15 protein-coding genes are annotated in these 19,643 nt (G+C 34.7%); 9 read left to right on the top strand and 6 right to left on the bottom strand.

All coding sequences use genetic code 11. From position 1 onward, the window contains the following. Positions 1 to 16: 16 nt before the first annotated feature. Positions 17 to 3,493 (bottom strand): isoleucine--tRNA ligase, encoded by a 3,477-nt coding sequence (gene ileS / locus OXQ85_RS11090; RefSeq protein WP_267404522.1) that lies wholly within the window; start codon positions 3,491 to 3,493, stop codon positions 17 to 19. A gap of 445 nt (positions 3,494 to 3,938) precedes the next feature. On the opposite strand from ileS, the gene OXQ85_RS11085 reads away from it, so the two are divergent. Together OXQ85_RS11085 and OXQ85_RS11080 are read left to right on the top strand one after the other, a co-directional pair. After that, positions 3,939 to 5,615 (top strand): M23 family metallopeptidase, encoded by a 1,677-nt coding sequence (locus OXQ85_RS11085; protein ID WP_276590701.1) that lies wholly within the window; start codon positions 3,939 to 3,941, stop codon positions 5,613 to 5,615. A gap of 154 nt (positions 5,616 to 5,769) precedes the next feature. Then, on the top strand, positions 5,770 to 7,062 hold the full coding sequence (locus OXQ85_RS11080) for an AMP-binding protein (RefSeq protein ID WP_267404519.1): 1,293 nt from the start codon (positions 5,770 to 5,772) through the stop codon (positions 7,060 to 7,062). Positions 7,063 to 7,128: 66 nt separating this feature from the next. Here the strand turns inward: OXQ85_RS11080 and OXQ85_RS11075 are convergent, their stop codons facing one another. Beyond that, entirely contained in the window at positions 7,129 to 8,376 is a 1,248-nt protein-coding gene (locus OXQ85_RS11075) for an NAD(P)/FAD-dependent oxidoreductase (RefSeq protein ID WP_267404517.1), read from the bottom strand. A gap of 98 nt (positions 8,377 to 8,474) precedes the next feature. Between OXQ85_RS11075 and OXQ85_RS11070 the strand changes: the two genes are divergently transcribed. From OXQ85_RS11070 to OXQ85_RS11040, 7 genes are all read left to right on the top strand, one after another. After that, positions 8,475 to 9,995 (top strand): aromatic amino acid ammonia-lyase, encoded by a 1,521-nt coding sequence (locus OXQ85_RS11070; protein ID WP_267404515.1) that lies wholly within the window; start codon positions 8,475 to 8,477, stop codon positions 9,993 to 9,995. Between the two features lie 78 nt (positions 9,996 to 10,073). Continuing rightward, complete coding sequence (fabG, locus tag OXQ85_RS11065; protein ID WP_267404512.1) at positions 10,074 to 10,805, top strand: 3-oxoacyl-ACP reductase FabG; 732 nt, start codon at positions 10,074 to 10,076, stop codon at positions 10,803 to 10,805. A gap of 74 nt (positions 10,806 to 10,879) precedes the next feature. Then, positions 10,880 to 12,100, top strand: coding sequence for a beta-ketoacyl-[acyl-carrier-protein] synthase family protein (locus tag OXQ85_RS11060; RefSeq protein ID WP_267404509.1), 1,221 nt, complete (start codon positions 10,880 to 10,882; stop codon positions 12,098 to 12,100). 4 nt (positions 12,101 to 12,104) lie between these two features. Next, positions 12,105 to 12,359: a phosphopantetheine-binding protein gene (locus OXQ85_RS11055; protein ID WP_267404507.1), complete on the top strand. Its 255-nt coding sequence runs from the start codon at positions 12,105 to 12,107 to the stop codon at positions 12,357 to 12,359. Positions 12,360 to 12,469: 110 nt separating this feature from the next. Next, positions 12,470 to 13,354 (top strand): lipid A biosynthesis acyltransferase, encoded by an 885-nt coding sequence (locus OXQ85_RS11050; RefSeq protein WP_267404505.1) that lies wholly within the window; start codon positions 12,470 to 12,472, stop codon positions 13,352 to 13,354. A gap of 205 nt (positions 13,355 to 13,559) precedes the next feature. Further along, positions 13,560 to 15,104: an NAD(P)/FAD-dependent oxidoreductase gene (locus tag OXQ85_RS11045; RefSeq protein WP_267404503.1), complete on the top strand. Its 1,545-nt coding sequence runs from the start codon at positions 13,560 to 13,562 to the stop codon at positions 15,102 to 15,104. Next, positions 15,088 to 16,860: a C45 family peptidase gene (locus OXQ85_RS11040; protein ID WP_267404501.1), complete on the top strand. Its 1,773-nt coding sequence runs from the start codon at positions 15,088 to 15,090 to the stop codon at positions 16,858 to 16,860. The genes OXQ85_RS11045 and OXQ85_RS11040 overlap by 17 nt, the downstream gene beginning before the upstream one ends. Before the next feature lie 138 nt (positions 16,861 to 16,998). Here OXQ85_RS11040 and OXQ85_RS11035 read toward each other — a convergent pair whose 3' ends face one another. Genes OXQ85_RS11035 through OXQ85_RS11020 form a run of 4 tightly spaced genes read right to left on the bottom strand, consistent with a single transcriptional unit; the run spans position 16,999 to position 19,637 of the window. After that, entirely contained in the window at positions 16,999 to 18,171 is a 1,173-nt protein-coding gene (locus OXQ85_RS11035; RefSeq protein ID WP_267404500.1) for a DUF2062 domain-containing protein, read from the bottom strand. A gap of 4 nt (positions 18,172 to 18,175) precedes the next feature. Then, entirely contained in the window at positions 18,176 to 18,652 is a 477-nt protein-coding gene (locus OXQ85_RS11030) for a hypothetical protein (RefSeq protein WP_267404498.1), read from the bottom strand. Then, positions 18,649 to 19,029, bottom strand: coding sequence for a 3-hydroxyacyl-ACP dehydratase (locus tag OXQ85_RS11025; protein ID WP_267404496.1), 381 nt, complete (start codon positions 19,027 to 19,029; stop codon positions 18,649 to 18,651). Before OXQ85_RS11025 ends, OXQ85_RS11030 begins: the two co-directional genes overlap by 4 nt. Before the next feature lie 5 nt (positions 19,030 to 19,034). Beyond that, positions 19,035 to 19,637: a porin family protein gene (locus OXQ85_RS11020; RefSeq protein WP_267404494.1), complete on the bottom strand. Its 603-nt coding sequence runs from the start codon at positions 19,635 to 19,637 to the stop codon at positions 19,035 to 19,037. Positions 19,638 to 19,643 lie beyond the last annotated feature (6 nt).

Here is a 19,643-nt window from a genome sequence, read left to right as displayed (position 1 = left end):
AAACAATAACTATATGTTAATTTTTTTCAACATTTATCTTAAAATTAACCTCATCTATTTCGATTTCGTTAAAATTTGAAAGTGAAGATACAATTTCTATTTTATTTGACAAGACTTCAGCCGAAATATATTCTTCATTTTTCTTGATATCATTCAAGAACGGAGAATTTTCTTCCAATGTGATGGAAATTCTGTCTGTCAGGTCAAATTCTTTATCTTTTCGCAGGTTTTGAACTCTGTTGATGAATTCTCTTGCGATACCTTCAGATTTTAATTCGTCTGTTAACGTCAAATCTAATGCCACAGTTGTTTTTCCATCAGAAGTTACAGTCCATCCTGGGATATCTTTTGTAGAAATTTCCACATCCTCTAGTGTAATTTCGTATCCCTGAACGTCTAATTTTCCTTCTTTTTCTAAGGTGGAAATCTGCTCTGCACTAAAGTTGGCGATCTCTCCTCCAACCACTTTCATGTCTTTGCCTAATTTAGGACCAAGCGCCTTGAAATTTGGTTTTATCTGTTTTACAATTAAATCAGCAGCTTCTTCAGCATTGATCAATTGAATTTCTTTAACATTTACCTCTTGTTTAATTAATTCAGAAACCGCAGCAATTTGCGCCTCTGTTTTTTTATCTAAAACAGGAATTAATACTTTCTGTAATGGCTGACGAACTTTTACGTTTTCTTTTTTTCTCAAAGAGAAAACCATACTTGTAATGTTTTGTGCTAAATGCGTTTTTTCAACCAAATCCTGATCGATCAAACTTTCATCAGCAACAGGGAAGTCCGTTAAGTGAATAGATTCCGCAGTTTCTTTTCCTGTTACTTTATTTAAATCCTGATACAATTGATCCATGAAGAATGGGGCAATTGGCGCAGATAATTTAGCCACAGTTTCCAGACAAGTATATAAAGTCTGGTAAGCTGAAATTTTATCATCTGAATAATCTCCTTTCCAGAAACGTCTTCTACACAATCTTACGTACCAGTTTGATAAATTGTCATTCACAAAAGTGTTGATCGCTCTTGCCACTCTTGTTGGTTCGTAATCTTCATAGAATGCCTTAACTTCTTTAATTAATAAGTTTAATTCAGACAAGATCCATCTATCGATTTCCGGTCTGTTCTCAACTTCTTTTTCAGAATAAATGAATCCGTCAACATTTGCATACAAAGCAAAGAATGAATAGGTATTGTACAACGTTCCGAAGAATTTTCTTCTTGTTTCATCAATACCTTCAATATCGAATTTTAAGTTTTCCCAAGGATTTGCATTCGAAACCATGTACCAACGCGTAGCATCTGGTCCGTAAATGGCTAATGTTTCGAAAGGATCAATTCCATTTCCTTTGGATTTCGACATTTTCACGCCGTTTTTATCCAAAACAAGTCCGTTACTCATTACATTTTTATAAGCAACAGAATCAAAAACCGCTGTTCCGATCGCGTGAAGTGTGTAGAACCAACCACGAGTCTGGTCAACTCCTTCCGCAATGAAATCTGCAGGGAATGCTTTATGATTATCGATTAATTCTTTATTCTCAAAAGGATAATGCAACTGCGCATAAGGCATAGAACCTGAATCGAACCAAACGTCGATCAAGTCGCTCTCACGCTTCATCGCTTTTCCTGAATCTGAAACCAAAATTACCTGGTCAACAATATTTTTATGAAGATCAACTAAAGCATAATTTTCTTCAGACATATCTCCGATTACAAAATCTTTGAAAGGATTTTCTTTCATGAATCCTGCTGCGATCGACTTTTCAATTTCGTTGTATATTTCTTCTACAGAACCAATGATTTTTTCTTCCTTCAAATCGTCTGTTCTCCAGATCGGCAACGGAATTCCCCAATATCTTGAACGGGAAAGATTCCAGTCGTTTACGTTTTCCAACCAGTTTGCGAAACGTCCTTCTCCTGTTGCTTTTGGCTTCCAGTTAATTGTTTCATTCAGTTCTACCAAACGGCTTCTCAATGAAGTCATTTTCACAAACCAGGAATCCAACGGATAATATAACAACGGCTCATCTGTTCTCCAGCTGTGCGGATAACTGTGAACATATTTTTCAACTTTAAAAGCCTTATTTTCTTTTCTTAATTTTAAAGCAATTCTTTCATCTACAGAAAGATAAGCCTTCAAATCTGCAATGATTGACTTTAAATTTTCTTTCTGAATATTTAATTCCGTATTTTTTTCGTCTTCGCTAAGGTATTCTCCTTTTACATATTCATTGGCAAAACCATAGATTTCATCATTTACAATAGATAAAAATCTTCCCTGTAAATCCACTAACGGGATTGGATTTTCATTTTCATCTAACACCAACATTGGCGGAACTTCAGGAGTAGCTTCTTTTGCTACCTTCGCGTCATCAGCACCAAAAGTTGGAGCTGTATGAACGATACCTGTTCCGTCTTCAGTCGTTACGAAATCTCCTGAAATTATTCTGAACGCATTTTCAGGATTTTGGTAAGGAAGAGCATATTGTAATAATTGCTCATATTTAATTCCAACCAAATCAGCCCCTTTGAATTCTGCTAAAATTCTATATGGAATTTTATCTCCTTGTGACATATTTGCTGCGTTAAATGAAAAAAGCAAATCATCAGCATCTTTGTCATAAGACTCAAATTTCTTTCCAAATTGTTTTCCAACTAAAGCCTTTGCTAAAACGACCAACGTTTTTTCAAAAGTATATTGATTATATGTTTCAACTAAAACATAATCGATTTTTGGACCTACTGTCAAAGCGGTGTTTGAAGGCAACGTCCAAGGAGTTGTCGTCCAGGCTAAGAAATGTACATCTCCAAAACCTTGTAAGAATGAAGGTAATGTTTCCGGTAATGTTTTAAACTGAGCAACAACTGTCGTATCAGAAACATCACGATAAGCTCCAGGTTGGTTTACTTCGTGTGAAGAAAGTCCGGTTCCTGCTTTCGGAGAATAAGGCTGAATTGTATAGCCTTTGTACAATAATCCTTTATCGTACAACTGCTTTAACAACCACCAAACGGTCTCCATGTATTTTGACTTATACGTGATATATGGATCGTCAAGATCAACCCAGTAACCGATTTTTTCAGTAAGGTTGTTCCAAACGTCTGTATAACGCATTACCGCTTCACGACACGCTTTGTTATAATCTTCAATAGAAATTTTTTTGCCAATATCTTCTTTAGTGATTCCTAATTCCTTTTCCACGCCAAGCTCTACCGGAAGTCCGTGTGTATCCCAACCCGCTTTACGGAAAACCTGCTTCCCGTTCTGGGTCTGATAACGACAGAAAATATCCTTCAACGCTCTGGCCATTACGTGGTGAATTCCGGGCATACCGTTTGCTGAGGGCGGACCTTCATAAAAAACAAACTCAGGTTGCCCCTCACGAATCTCAACACTCTTATTGAAAGTTTTATTCTGTTTCCAGAATTCCGCTACATTCTCTGCTACGTCAATAAGGTTGAGGTTTTTGTATTCTTTAAATTGGCTCATTGTAATATCTCAATATCGTTGATTAATTAAGTTGGCAAATTTACTAAAATTTGTCGGTTTATAATATATGTTTTATTTTGATATTTCCTATTAAAAAGTTCTGTTTCAGAAATATAAATGTTAGGATTCATTTTTTGTGAATTGTGAATTGTGAAATTTGTCTTTTTTGAATTGAATTTTAAACATAAATGGTACTAATATTTCCATAAATGTCATGAACACAAAACCCCTTAAGTTTTTACGGTAAAGCTTTTTTAAGTTTCACAGAGCTGTTCCACTTATATAAGATCTCAAAACGTGTAAACAAATATCAGCAGCCTCGTTCGTGAATTCGTGGCAATAAAAATGTCCATCATCATCTGCGTCATCCGTAAAATCTGCGAGAGAAAATAATTATCATCAATAAAAATTTCGTAATTTTAAAATAACACTTAAAACCATTTGTATGAAAAGTTTTTCCAGATTGATAATTCTTATTTGTCTTATCAATAGCATTACAATATTTGCTCAAAATTATCCACAAGGTTATTTCAGAAATCCTTTAAATATTTCCATAAATCTCGCTGCCAATTTCGGGGCAGTTCGTTCCAATCATTTTCACATGGGATTGGATATTCGAACCAACAGTCAGGAAAACTTATCTGTAGTTGCCGCAGCAGATGGTTATGTAAGCCGAATAAAAGTAGAGCGTTACGGTTTCGGAAATGCTGTTTATGTCACTCATCCAAATGGTTATACAACAGTGTATGCACATTTAAATAAATATTTCGACAAGCTCGATGAGTACGTAAAAAATCAACAATATAAAGATGAAAAATGGGAACAGGATATCAGTTTTTCACCGAATCAGTTTCCTGTAACAAAAGGACAATTAATTGCATTAAGTGGAAATACAGGAGGTTCGGCGGGACCGCATTTGCATTTTGAAATCAGGGATACAAAAACAGAAGAATGTATCAATCCTTTGCTTTTCGGATTTAATATTCCTGATGGAATTGCTCCGATTATCAGTGGATTGTATTGGTATGACCGTCGTTTCAGCACATACGAACCCGGAGCGAATGGAATTGCTGTGAAAAAAACAGGAAATATTTATACTTCAAACGTAATTCAGGTGAATTCTCCTCAGATAAGTTTTGGTATAAAAGCTGTCGACAAAGCCAATCATGGTTTCAACTTAGGAATTTACGATGCCGAATTATTAATAGATGGAAAATCAGTTTACAGTTTTAAAATTGATAGAATTCATTACAATGATACACGTTACATCAACGGTTGTGTAGATTTTACAAAATTTGTTCGTGACAAAATGAGCATTCAACATTTATCAAACTTACCGGGAATGAAATTGCCGAATTATAGTTCGGGTTCGGACGGAGTTATCAATCTTTCAGATAATGAAGTTCACAATATTGAAATTATTTTAAAAGATGTCAATGGAAATACAAGTCGATTGACGACAAAAATTCAGTTGAGTAATTCTTCTGAGAAAATTTCATCAAGCAATAAAACGGTTTCTCCAAATGAATCAAAAATAATTAAAACGGAAAATGCAGTAATTAATTTAAGCAAAAATGCAGTTTACGATGCTGTTAACTTTAATATGTATGAAAAGCCAGATGCGGAAGCGGTTTCAAATGCTATTGTTTTAAATAATCCTTACATTCCGATTCATGATTTTTATAGTTTAAAAATTAAGCCCAATAGAAAATTATCCAGTGAAGAAAAAGATAAAACATTTATCGAGCTCAATTACGGAAGCGATAAAAATATCATCAAAGCAAAATGGAATGGTGATTGGGCAGAAGGACAATTCAACAGACTTGGAACGGCAAGATTATTAATAGATAATTCTTTGCCTGCAGTTTCTCCAAGCTGGAAAGAAGGCGCAATGATAACTATAAATTCATTACGATTAAAAGGAACAACCAAAATAGGTGATATCGAATCTTTCCGAGCAGAATTGAACGGAAAATGGCTTTGTTTTGCAAGAGTAAAAGATGATTTTGTCTATGTTTTTGATGAAAAATGCCCGAAAGGTTCTGGTTCTCATACATTAAAAGTGACAACAATTAATACGGCAGGAAATATCAATACTCAGACTTTTACTTTTCAACGATAAACTGTCTTGCCACGAATTCACGAATAAGCACAAAATAAAAATGCAAACATCCATAAAAATTAGTGAATTCGTGGCAAAATAAATCAGCGTAATCTGCAAAATCAGCGAGAATAAAAAATAAACTAATAAATTTGTCTTCTAAAAATAAAAACCATTGGAATTCTATCCATCAATCGAAAAATCAGATCGTCACGAAATAAAAAAGTTTCAGGAGCAAAAACTTCAGGAATTATTGGCTTATCTTGAAACTCATTCACCCTTTTATCAAAGATTATTCAAAGAAAATAATATCAATATTTCGGATATTCAGACGTTGGAAGATTTGCAGAAAATCCCGACAACGACGAAAAATGATATTCAACAGAATAACGATGATTTCTTCTGTATCACGCCCGATAAAATTGTGGATTACAGCACGACTTCAGGAACGTTAGGTGATCCTGTAACTTTTGGATTGTCCGACAACGACCTTGAAAGATTGGCTTACAACGAAGCAATTTCTTTCGCTTGCGCAGGAATCCAAAAAGGGGATGTTGTACAGATGATTACAACGATTGATAAAAGATTCATGGCCGGACTTGCTTATTTTTTAGGATTAAGAAAAATGGGAGCAAGCGTTGTGAGAATGGGACCGGGAATTCCCGAATTGCAATGGGATTCGATTTTTAGATATAAACCAAAATATTTAATTACCGTTCCGTCGTTTTTATTAAAAATGATCGACTATGCCGAAAAACATGGAATTGATTATAAAAAGTCCAGCGTTTATGGAGCGGTTTGTATCGGAGAAAGCATCAAAAATCAGGATTTTACGGATAATATTTTGTCTCAAAAAATTAAAGAAAAGTGGAATATTAAATTATTCTCAACCTATGCTTCCACAGAAATGAGCACGGCTTTCACCGAATGTGAAGCGCAAATCGGTGGGCATCAACATCCGGAATTAATTATTACCGAAATTCTTGACGACGAAGGAAATCTCGTTAAAGAAGGCGAAAGCGGAGAATTAACAATTACAACTTTAGGTGTTGAAGCTATTCCTCTTTTAAGATTCAAAACAGGAGATATTGTAAAAGCACATTACGAACCTTGCCAGTGTGGAAGAAATACGATGAGGTTGGGTCCGGTAATTGGGCGAAAACAGCAGATGATAAAATACAAAGGAACAACTTTGTATCCACCTGCAATGAACGATATTTTAAATGATTTCAACAATATTTTGTGTTATCAGATCGTTATTCAGTCGAATGAAATCGGGCTGGATGAAATTATCATTAAAATAAGCACAGACAGTGATTCTGAAAATTTTGTGAGTGAAGTGAGAGATCATTTCCGTGCAAAACTGAGGGTAAGTCCGAAAATTGAAATCATTGAATTTGATATTTTGTCTAAAGCAGTTTTTAACCCAAACAGCAGAAAACCGATTACATTTACAGATTTAAGATAATTCTATATTTATAAGTTTCAAAATAAAATAAAAACGGTCTGAAAATCTCAGACCGTTTTTTTATGATTACTTTTGTTCTTGCTTTTCAGTTTTAATGAATTCCGCAAGATTTTTTATCGCAGTGTCGTGTATTCTTACGAATGTATTTTTTTTGTTCCAGACATATCCCGCCAAAACCGCACAGATTTTTCTTTTAACATCAGGATTTTCCGGTTGGTGGAAAAATAATTCCTGAAGATTTCCAGTGTACCATTCTTTCACGTAGGTTGTGAAAACATCAACACCATATAAAATATAATCTGCGAATTCTGTTTGCCAATCGACTTTTTCACCGTTCAATTGTCTTAAAGCTAATTTTGCTGCAGTCATTCCGCCTTCGGTTGCAAAAGCCATTCCTGAAGAGAAAACAGGATCCAAGAATTCAGATGCATTTCCTGTCAAAGCAAATCCGTCTCCGTACAATTTTTTTACTGAACAAGAATAATCCTTTAAATGTCTCGGTTCAAAAAGGAATTCTACATCTCCAAAACGTTTTACATAATAATCGGAAAGAGAAATCGCTTTTCTCAACGCTTCAGCTGTATCTCCGTTTTCGGATAGTTTTTCAATATATTCAGTCGGCCCAACAATTCCAACGCTCGTATTTCCGTTCGAAAAAGGAATTACCCAAAGCCAAACTTCCGTTTCAATAATATCAAAAGAAATCAAAGTTCCTTCCGTCCCTTCTTCTCTGTTAATGTCTTCTACATGAGAGAAAATTGCAGAATGAGGAGACAATTTTGAAGGTTTTTCTAAATCTAAAAGTCTCGGTAAAACTCTTCCGTAACCACTTGAGTCAATTACGAATTTTGCATGAATTTCTTTCGTTTCACCGTCTTTATTTTTTACCGTTGTGATAGAATCTGTTCCATTGAACTCGATGCCGATTACTTCGGTCTCAAACTCAAGATCAATACCTTTATTGATAACTTCCTGAGCCAAAACATTGTCAAAGTCAGCTCTCGGAACTTGCCACGTCCAGTCCCAGCCTTCACCGAATTTATTACTAAAATCAAAAATGCAGACCTGATCTCCTCGAAGAAAACGAGCTCCCAATTTCTTTTCAAAGCCCATTTTATCCAAAGCAGGAAATAGTCCGGCCTCGTCAAAATGATCCATTACTCTCGGGATTAAGCTTTCGCCCACAACCAATCTTGGAAATTTTGTCTTTTCTACAACTTTTACGTTAACGTTGTTCTTCTTTAAGTATGAAGAAGATACGCATCCGGAGGGTCCAGCACCGATTACGAGAACGTCAACAAATTCTTTGCTCATCTTTGATTTTTTATTTTAATAATAACTTCTATCTTTGCCGCAAAATTAATGACAATTAATTAATATTTACAAAATTATATTTTATTACTTTTTAATTAATGAAAATAAATAACTTTTTAAAACTGAACGACTTCAAAAAAATCATTATTGAGAATGAAAATATAGAACTGGATGAAACACTTATTGCCAGAGTGGATAAAAGTTTTCAGTTTTTAAAAGAATTTTCAAAGAACAAAGTAATATATGGTGTCAATACGGGTTTTGGCCCGATGGCACAGTTTAAAATCAGTGATGAAGATACACATCAGCTTCAGTATAATTTAATCAGAAGTCACTCTTCGGGTATCGGAAATCCGCTTCCTGCCGATGAGGTTAAGGCTTGTATGTTGGCAAGACTGAATACATTATCTCTTGGAAATTCAGGAGTTCATCAGTCGGTTATTTATTTGCTTAAGGAATTAATTAACAGAGATATTACACCATTGATTTTGGAACACGGAGGTGTTGGGGCGAGTGGAGATTTGGTTCAATTGGCGCACTTAGCTTTGGTTTTAATCGGTGAAGGCGAAGTTTTCTATAAAGGAGAAAGAAAATCTACAAAAGATGTTTTTGAGATTGAAAATTTACAACCCATTAAGGTTGAAATCCGTGAAGGGTTGGGCTTAATGAATGGAACTTCGGTAATGTCGGGAATCGGCGTTGTAAATGCGCATAAGGCAAATCAGTTAACGGAAATTTCCATTAAATTATCTTGTGCAATCAATGAAATTGTTCAAGCTTACGACGATCATTTATCAGAGGCATTAAATGGAACAAAGCTTCATGCAGGACAACAGAAAATTGCAGCAAAAATGCGTGCTCATTTATCTGATAGCAAATTGATCAGAAAAAGAGCCGACCATTTATATACTCACTTTGAAGAGCAGGAAAAAGTTTTCAAAGAAAAAGTTCAGGAATATTACTCGTTAAGATGTGTTCCGCAGATTTTGGGACCTGTTTTGGATACTTTGGAATACACTGAAAAGGTTTTGGAAAACGAAATCAATTCAGCAAATGATAATCCGATCATCAATGTTGAAGATCAGCATGTTTACCACGGAGGAAATTTCCACGGAGATTATATTTCTTTGGAAATGGACAAGTTGAAAATCGTTGTTACTAAATTGACAATGTTGGCAGAAAGACAATTAAATTATCTTTTAAATGCTAAAATCAACGAAATCTTGCCTCCTTTTGTAAATTTAGGTAAATTAGGGTTCAATTTCGGGATGCAGGGCGTTCAGTTTACAGCGACTTCTACAACGGCGGAAAGTCAGATGTTGTCGAATCCGATGTACGTTCACAGTATTCCGAATAATAATGATAATCAGGATATTGTAAGCATGGGTACAAACGCTGCGGTAATTTGCAGAAAAGTAATCGAAAATGCTTTCGAAGTTTTGGCAATTGAAGCGATCACCATCGTTCAGGCAATCGAATATCTTGATTTTAAAGATAAGGTTTCAACGTCAACAAAAGAATTGTACGATGAAATAAGAAAGATCATTCCTGCGTTCTCAAATGATATGGTGATGTATCCGTATCTGGAGGAAGTAAAAAAATATTTAAAAGCAATGTAATTACTTTCGGTAATTAATTGTTTAAACTAAGGGGGAGAAAAATATACTTGAAAAAACTAAAACTAACATAAGTAACACATGAAATGTGCAATCATCACAGGCGGCTCAAGAGGAATTGGAAGAGCAATCTGTATCAAACTGGCAGAAGAGAAAAATTATCATATTTTAATCAACTATACTTCAAACGAAGCTGCAGCAAAGGAAACTTTAGCTAAAGTGGAAGAATTGGGTTCTACCGGAGAAATTCTGAAATTCGATGTAGGAAATGCTGAAGAAACTCAAAAAGTTTTAACGGAATGGCAGGAAAATAATCCACAATCTATAGTTGAGGTTATCGTAAATAATGCTGGAATCACAAGAGACGGATTATTCATGTGGATGCCAAGTGAAGATTGGAACGCTGTGATTAACACGAGTTTAAATGGTTTTTTCAACGTAACGAATTTCTTTATTCAAAAATTGTTGCGTAACAAATACGGCAGAATTATCAATATGGTTTCTGTTTCCGGAGTAAAAGGTACGGCAGGACAAACCAATTATTCTGCAGCAAAAGGCGCAGTTGTTGGAGCGACAAAAGCTTTGGCTCAGGAAGTCGCGAAAAGAAATATTACTGTAAATGCAGTTGCCCCGGGATTCATCAGAACAGATATGACTCAGGAATTTAATGAAGATGAATTAAAAGCAATGATTCCAGCAAACCGATTTGGTGAAGCAGAAGAAGTGGCAGATTTGGTAGCATTTTTAGCTTCTAAAAAGTCATCATACATTACAGGTGAAGTAATCAATATTAACGGAGGAATCTATTCATAAAATCAGGTAGCAGATATAAGATAGCAGGTATTAGCTGCAACCTAAAATCTGCAACCTAAAACCTTGAACATTACATGGAAAATAGGGTTGTAATTACCGGAATGGGAATTTATTCCTGCATCGGAACTTCTTTGGAAGAGGTGAAAGAATCTTTATTTCAGGGGAAATCCGGAATTGTTTTGGTGGACGAAAGAAAAGAATTTGGTTTCAGATCGGGATTAACGGGCGTTGTTCCGAAACCGGATCTTAAAAATCTTTTGAACCGCAGACAGCGTGTAAGCATGGGCGAAGAAAGCGAATACGCTTATATCGCAACTTTAGATGCTTTAAAACAGGCAAATATCGACCAAGACTTTTTAGACCAAAACGAAGTCGGAATTTTATACGGAAACGACAGTGTTTCTCAGGCAGTTGTGGAATCTATCGACATTGCAAGAGAAAAAAAAGATACAACTTTAATGGGTTCAGGAGCGATTTTCAAATCGATGAACTCAACAGTTACGATGAATCTTTCTACGATTTTTAAATTAAGAGGAATTAATTTAACCATCAGTGCAGCTTGTGCAAGCGGTTCTCATTCTTTGGGATTGGCTTATATGATGATTAAAAACGGTTTTCAGAACATGATTGTTTGTGGAGGAGCTCAGGAAACCAACAAATATTCGATGGCGAGTTTTGACGGATTGGGCGTTTTTTCGGTAAGAGAAGACGAGCCGACAAAGGCATCAAGACCTTTTGATAAAGACAGAGACGGCTTAATTCCTAGTGGTGGAGCGGCTTCTTTAATTGTTGAAAGTTTAGAATCAGCTCAAAAAAGAGGTGCAAATATAATTGCTGAAATTGTTGGCTATGGATTTTCTTCAAACGGTGGACATATTTCTACACCAAATGTTGACGGGCCCGCTTTAGCAATGGACAGAGCCTTGAAACAATCTGGTTTAACGGCGAAAGATATCGATTATATTAATGCTCATGCGACTTCCACGCCGCTTGGTGATGCGAATGAAGCTAAGGCGATCTATGAAATTTTCGGAAGTGAAATTCCTGTAAGTTCTACAAAATCCATGACGGGTCACGAATGCTGGATGGCGGGTGCAAGTGAGGTAATTTATTCGATTCTGATGATGCAGAACGATTTTATTGCTCCGAATATCAATCTGGAAAACCCTGATGATGAGGCTAAAAAGATAAATTTGGTAGCAGAAACAAAAAGTCAAAAAATTGATGTATTTTTGTCGAATTCTTTTGGATTTGGGGGAACAAATTCAGCATTAATTGTTAAAAAATTTGATTAAAAACATGGACAGGGAAAAAATTGTTGCGATCGTCAACGACTTTCTAGTGAATGAATTTGAAGTAGATGGCGATGAAATCAGCAATGAAGCTAACTTGAAAAAAACACTGGGCTTAGACAGCCTGGATTATATTGATTTGGTGGTCATTATCGAATCTAATTTTGGTGTGAAATTAGGCGAAGCAGACTTCAAGAAAATGGTCACATTCGATGACTTTTATTCGACAATCGAGAACAAAATCACTGAAAAAAACGCATAACTATCGATTAAAAATCTACTCTTAAAAATGTAACAATAGAACAATCTAGCAGTTTATCAATTTTTAAATATTGTTACATTGCTAGACTGATACATTGCTAAATTAATACTATGAACAAGTGGAAAGGTAAATCTAAAGGCACGATTCTGGGCTACAGAATTTTCGTCTGGTGTATTAGAAATATCGGAATCCGAAGTTCATATTTTGTCCTTTATTTTGTTGCCCTGTATTACTTTTTATTCGAAAAAAACAGCAACAAATATTACCAATATTATTTCCAGAAAAGACTCAATTACGGCTATTGGAAAACAAAAATTTCATTATTTAAAAGTTATTTCACTTTCGGAACTGTTTTAATTGATAAAACGGCTATTTCTGCTGGCTTAAGAGAAAAATATACTTACGAATTCGACGGAATTGAAAACCTCAGAAATCTTTTAGCCGAAAAAAAAGGCGGCGTTTTAATCAGCGCTCACATCGGAAATTTTGAGATAGCTGAACATTTTTTTGCCGATATCGACTTCGATTGTCAGATTAATTTAGTGACTACAGATCAGGAAGTTACCGTCATTAAAGAATATCTGGAAAGTGTTTCTGTAAAAGCAAGCAGCATCAAATTTATTTATGTTAAAGACGATATGTCGCATATTTTCGAGATTAACGAAGCGTTGTCAAAAAACGAACTGATTTGTTTTACAGGCGACCGTTATTTCGAAGGTTCTAAATTCTTGGAAGGTGATTTACTCGGAAAATCAGCGAAATTTCCTGCCGGACCTTTCCTTATTGCTTCAAGATTGGGCGTTCCGGTCGTTTATGTGTATGTAATGAAAGAAAAAAATCTTCATTATCATTTGTATGCAAGAGTGGCTCAAAACGTCAAAAAACGCGATGCACAAGGACTTTTGAATTCTTATACTCAAAATTTGGAGTCGATGATTAAAAAATATCCCCTTCAATGGTTCAATTACTTCGATTTTTGGGATGATATTGATTAAATTTCCTACTTTTACTCCTGAAAAAACTAATATTTAAACTCAAACATTAATAATTGAGGAATTTAAAATGTAAGTAATAAGTCCACTTTTTGTCTTTGCTAAGTGTTAACGCCTTTGCGAACTTAAAAACATTTAGTAGTTAAAAAAATCTTTGCGGACTTTGCGTTTTAAAATTTAAAATTATTAAAAACACAGCTTTTCTCCTTTGACAAAAGAATTTGACATACTTGTAATCGGCAGCGGATTGGGGGGCCTCGTTTCGGCGCTTGTTTTGGCGATGGAAGGTATGAAAGTCTGTGTTCTGGAGAAAAACAACCAATACGGAGGAAATTTGCAGACTTTTTCCCGCGACAAACTTATTTTCGATACCGGAGTTCATTATTTGGGCGGACTTTCAGAAGGGCAAAATCTTCATCAATATTTTTCATATTTGGGAATTATGGATGAGCTTCTGCTTGAAAAAATGGATGAAGATGGTTACGATAAAATCACATTCGGAGATGATGAATTTGAATACCCTCACGCGCAAGGCTACGAAAATTTTGTTGAACAATTAGCTAAATATTTTCCGCAAGAAAGAGAAAATTTAGAAGATTATTGCGAAGAAATACAGCGTGTTTGCAGTCAGTTTCCAAGATATAATTTGGTTGGAAAAGATAGTTACAATGAAGAGATTCTGCATTTAAATACCAAAAGATTTATTGAATCTATTACTCAGAATAAAAAACTACAATCTGTTTTATTAGGTTCAAATTTTTTATACGCAGGAGATTCTGAAAATGTTCCGTTTTACGTTCATGCGTTGACGGTGAACTCTTATATCCAAAGTGCTTATAAATGCATAAAAGGCGGAAGTCAAATCTCAAAATTATTAATTCGCAGGCTTCGTGAATATGGAGCGGAAGTTCATAAACATTCTGAAGTTTCTGAATTTTTATTTAAGGAAAATAATGTTTTAGCGGGTGTAAAAACTCAATCAGGAAAAGAATATTTTGCGAAACAATTTATTTCAAACATAGAAATTCGTTCAACCATTAAATTGATTGGCGAAGAAAGGCTGAAAAAATCCTTTTTAAACAGAATCATGAGTTGGGAACCTGTTCATTCGTGTTTCAGTGTTTATTTTGTTTTAAAACCTCAAATTCTTCCGAATTTTAATTATAATATTTACCATTACTCCAATGAAGAATTGGTTTGGAATGCTTATCGTTACGATAGAAATTCTTGGCCGGAAACGTATATGCTTTCCTCAACACAATCAAAACATTATCCGAGATTTGCAGAAAGTTTAACAGCAATTTCTTACATGGATTTTGAGGAAGTTAAAGAATGGGAAAGGACGTTCAATACGATTGCAGACGAACATGAAAGGGGGGAATTATACGAGAAATTCAAGATGGAAAAAGCAGAAAAGATGATGGATGCTTTGGAGAAAAAGATTCCTAATTTAAGACAGATTACCAGTAAAATTTACACATCGTCTCCGTTATCTTATCGCGATTATATCGGAAGTTTCGATGGAAATATGTATGGTTACATTAAAAGTTCTGAAAACCCTCTGAAAACAATGGTCTCTCCAAGAACTAAGATTAATAATCTTTTTCTGACAGGGCAATCGGTGAATATGCATGGGATTTTGGGCTGTACGATCGGAGCGTTCAATACTTGTGCGGAAATTCTTGGAAAAGAATTGATTGATGAAAGATTAACACAAATGATAAATAAAAATAAAGGTGAAGAAGGAAAATAATATGCAGTCTTTTGTCATTCTGAATGAAGCGAAGCGAAATGAAGAATCTAAATTAATTTGTAAAGATTCTTCTTATCGTCAGAATGACAGGCAGCACAAAATAAAAGTTATATTTTTCTTTTTTTTCATTCTTAGTCTCACATCATGTGGCATACGAAAATCTATCAAACATATTCCTGATGTAAAACAATATTCTCTTGAAATCCCAAAAGTTAATAAAATCAACGATTCAACTTTTAGTTTTAATGAAAATTATTTAACGAAAAATAGGCAACAGCTTTGGGAACTGTATATTAAAGGAAATCCTTTGCAATTGGGTTATAACAACGGAGCTTTGACGCAAAATCTAATGCAAAAACAGGAAGAAATTTTCTTTTCAAAAGTGGAAGGTTTTGTTCCGTCGAAGTTTAAGCAAAACTTATTGCATGGTTTTCTAAAATGGTATAACCGAAAAATGTATCTGAATGTTCGTGAAGATTATCAAGCCGAATTGTATGGTTTATCCCAATATTCATCGGATAAATATGATTTTATTGCGCCAAAATTTTTGAGAAGCATGTATTTGCACGGAGCGCACGATATTGGTCATGCAATGCAGGATTTGATGGTAGTTGGCTGTACTTCTCTCGCAGTTTGGAACGAAAATACGGATGACGGAGATTTGCTGATCGGAAGAAATTTTGATTTTTACGTTGGTGATGATTTTGCTAAAAATAAACTTGTCGAATTTGTAGAACCTGAAAATGGAATTCCTTATCTGTCTGTAAGTTGGCCGGGAATGATTGGCGTAGTTTCAGGAATGAATAAAGAAGGAATTACAGTGACCATAAATGCTGGGAAATCCAAAATTCCTTTGACAGCAAAAACTCCGATTTCTTTGGTGACAAGGGAAATTCTTCAATATGCAAAGAATATAGATGAAGCAATTGAGATTGCAAAAAAGAGAAAAGTTTTCGTTTCTGAATCGATTCTGGTGAGTAGTGCGAATGATAAAAATGCGATTATTATTGAAGTATCACCTGATAATTTTGGAGTTTATAATGTAGAAAATACAAGTCGTGTTTTTTGTACCAATCATTTCCAATCTGAAGCTTATCAGGATGATAAAAGAAATCAAAAACAGATTGCAGAAAGCCATTCTAAGTATCGTTACGAGAAATTGCAGGAGCTTTTACAGGAAAATAAAAAACTGAATCCTGAGAAAATGGCTTCAATTTTAAGAGATAAATCGGGTTTGAAAGGCGAGAAGATCGGGTTTGGAAATGAAAAGGCAATCAATCAGTTGTTGGCACATCATGCGGTGATTTTTTCGCCTCAAAAAAAGCTGGTTTGGGTTTCTTCAAATCCTTATCAGTTAGGGGAATTTGTCTGTTATGATTTGAATGAAATTTTTTCCAATAAACGATTGAAAAACGGTGAATTGGCGAAGTCAAATTTGAATATCGCCAAAGATCCTTTTGTGGATTCTCAGGAGTTTGAAAATTATGAGATTTATAAATTGATGCAATCAGAAATCATTGAAGCGATTGAGAAAGATAATGTTTTGTTAAGCGAAGATTTTACGAACGAATATCAATCTTTAAATCCTGACTTTTGGTTAGGTTATTATTTGGTAGGAAAATATTATTACAAAATTAAAGATTATCAAAGGGCTAAAACAGAATTTGAAAAGGCTTTGACTAAAGAGATTACAACAGTTCCGGATCATGAAAATGTTGAAGATTACCTGAAAAAAACGTTGAAAAAACTGAGATAATTTGTTTTTGTGACAAAGGTCTAGCCCTGATTGAGCGGCATGTTTGAGCTCTTTTCTAGGTTTGGCTCGGCGGCGAAGCCGCCGAGCCAAACCTAGAAAAGAGCGAGTAGCGAAAGCAGGATTAAGCTCCTAATAAAATCAATTATTTTCTGGACTTACTTTATTTAAAAACAAAAAAGTGGCAACTCCTGAAATCAGCGATAATGTGCTTGCTAAAATGGCGCTGCCAATCACGTATTGAAGAAGATTGTTTTTCACCAGTTCAAAATTAAGATCCTGACTTAAAATATTGCTGTCACCCGAAACAAATGGAGCGCCTAAAAATAGCGAAGCCGCGATCACAAATGGGATAAATGGCGGTAAACTGACATTGGAAGCCACAAAAGCAAGAACTTTATTGAGCTTGAAAAGTACTGCCAGAGAAATCACCAGAAGGGTATGGAATCCCCAAAAGGGAGAAAGCCCTATGAAAACACCCAATGCAATGGAAAATGCTTTGGTACGATTGGTTCCGTCACTTTCCAAAACGTCTTCCTGAATGAATCTTTTAAAGCTTTTTTTTTTGAAATTATTCACGAAATTTCGCGGAATAATGTAAAGTAAAGTAATCGTCACCAAAATGGTATTCAAAATACTTATTCTTGTAAAATCTTTGAACGGTCTGAAATGAGAAACCCTTTCTGCAGGATCATATAGAACTTTTATGGGAACATTCTTTACGGGAATGTGGCGCCAAGCTGTTCTTACAATAATTTCAATCTCAAACTCGAATTTTGGTGTAAAATATTTTTTTGGAATTTTATGTAAGGGATATAAACGATAGCCGGATTGGGTGTCTTCTAATTTGATTCCGGTTTCAAACCAAAACCAAAAATTAGAGAAGCGGTTTCCGAAACTACTTTTCTTGGGAATCCCGTCCTGAGACATATTTCGGTTACCAATCAGCAAAACCTCTTCATTTTCATTAAGCAAAGCTTCTACGAAAACAGGGAGATCATCGGGATAATGTTGTCCATCTGAATCAATGGTTATTGCGTAATTATACCCTAATTCTTTTGCCTTTCTGAAGCCTATCTTCAAGCCATTACCTTTACCTTTATTCTCAGGTAAATTAATTACATCAATTTGAGAATATTGGCTTAAAATTTCCTTTGTTGAATCGGTAGAGCCGTCATTGACCACAATAATATTTTCAGTGTAATTCAAAACACCGTTAATCACTCTTTTCAGAGTTTTTTCGTTATTGTAAGTAGGTATTAAAACGCAGATTTTCTTTTCTGAAATTGCGTTTTGTACTTCAGGCAGGGTCATTATTTTATTTTAAAGTGGCTTTTTCAGCGTCGGTCATTGTTTTGGACTGAGCGGCAAATCTTTTAATATAATTCTTCAAAGCAGTATTTTGCTTTGTGTAATTACTTAATAAAAATGCTTTATCATCTTTAAGGCTTCCTCTATATCCTACAATTTTCGGAATATTTTCCTGAACGCTCATTCGGATTACTCTTAATTCCGCGTTGTTTGGATTACTTTTTATAATCGCTTCAAGATTTGTTGCACCAGCTTTTACCAAAGCCTTTCTATTGGTTTTCGCAATTTTTGCTTCCATGATCTTTGCTGCGGCTTTATAACCTGTTGTTACAGCATCAGATCCAGATTGTTTTTCGGCAATATTAATAAAAGCTTCTGTATTGGCTTCCGAAGAATTGGCTTTTGCATAGCTGTCTCTCAAAGATTCAAGACCAGATTGAAAAAATAGAATAATTGCAGTTAAGAATGAAAAGATAAGTTTCATGTTGTCAATTTTTTATAGTTTACTGACATTTTTAATGCAATAGTCTCGCCAAAAGAAGTTGTATTTTTTACTTTCACTTCTTCTTCGTTTTGCGTAATATCTAATTGTAATTTTAAATCAGGTGTTTCAAACGGATTAATGATTGCCATAAATTTCACATTTGTAGCGGTTTTTAAGAATAATTTTAACCCTGTGAATTCTTCAGAAAGTTCTTTTACAATCTGCATCATACAAACTCCGGGCGTCACCGGATTTCCTGGAAAATGCCCTTTGAAAATTTCATGATTTTGATTTAACCTGATATTAGCCACAAAACTTCCGTTTTCTGCCTGCTCGTATGATTGTAAAGTGTAAAAATCTGTAAGAATTGTCTGCATTAAAATTATTTTTTCATGTTAAATGTATAATAAACTCCGGCTTGGAAAGTAACATTAGAATGGTTGTTATTAAAGTAATATACAGGGATAAAACCTTTTTTCACTCTTGCTTCTACGCCAAAGTTTTTAGTAATATCAAAACCTAGACCGGCTGTTAAACCAAGGTCTATTTCATTTTCAGCATCAAAATTTTTATTTTCAACTAAAAAATCTAATGTCGGCCCGAAATGAATATTGAATTTATTGAAGTAAAATTTATTCACCAATTGCACTCCAACATACGTTGCGGTAAGGGTTTGTCCGTTCCAATTATTTATGTTGGTATCTAGTTTTGTTCCTTGTCTTGAATAATTAATCTCCGGCTGCAAAGCATAAAATTTAGCGAACCGAATATTACCAAACAATCCGATATAAAAGTCGGTTTTTGTCTTAAAATTCATGTTTACAGTGTTGGTATCATAATAATTATCACCCCAATAATAACTGTAACTTTCATCATTTGTAAAATGTGAAAAATTAGCGCCTGCTCTGATTCCCGGATTAAAGGTAACTTGTGCAAAAGATATGCTCGAAATCAATAATACAAGTAATAATGATAGTTTTTTCATGGTTTA

The sequence above is a fragment of the Chryseobacterium sp. GM_Chr_2 genome, from assembly GCF_026540445.1.
Taxonomy (GTDB): Bacteria; Bacteroidota; Bacteroidia; order Flavobacteriales; family Weeksellaceae; genus Chryseobacterium.
The sequence above is the reverse complement of the archived record's forward strand: the minus strand, read 5'-3'. Positions and strand labels throughout refer to the sequence as shown.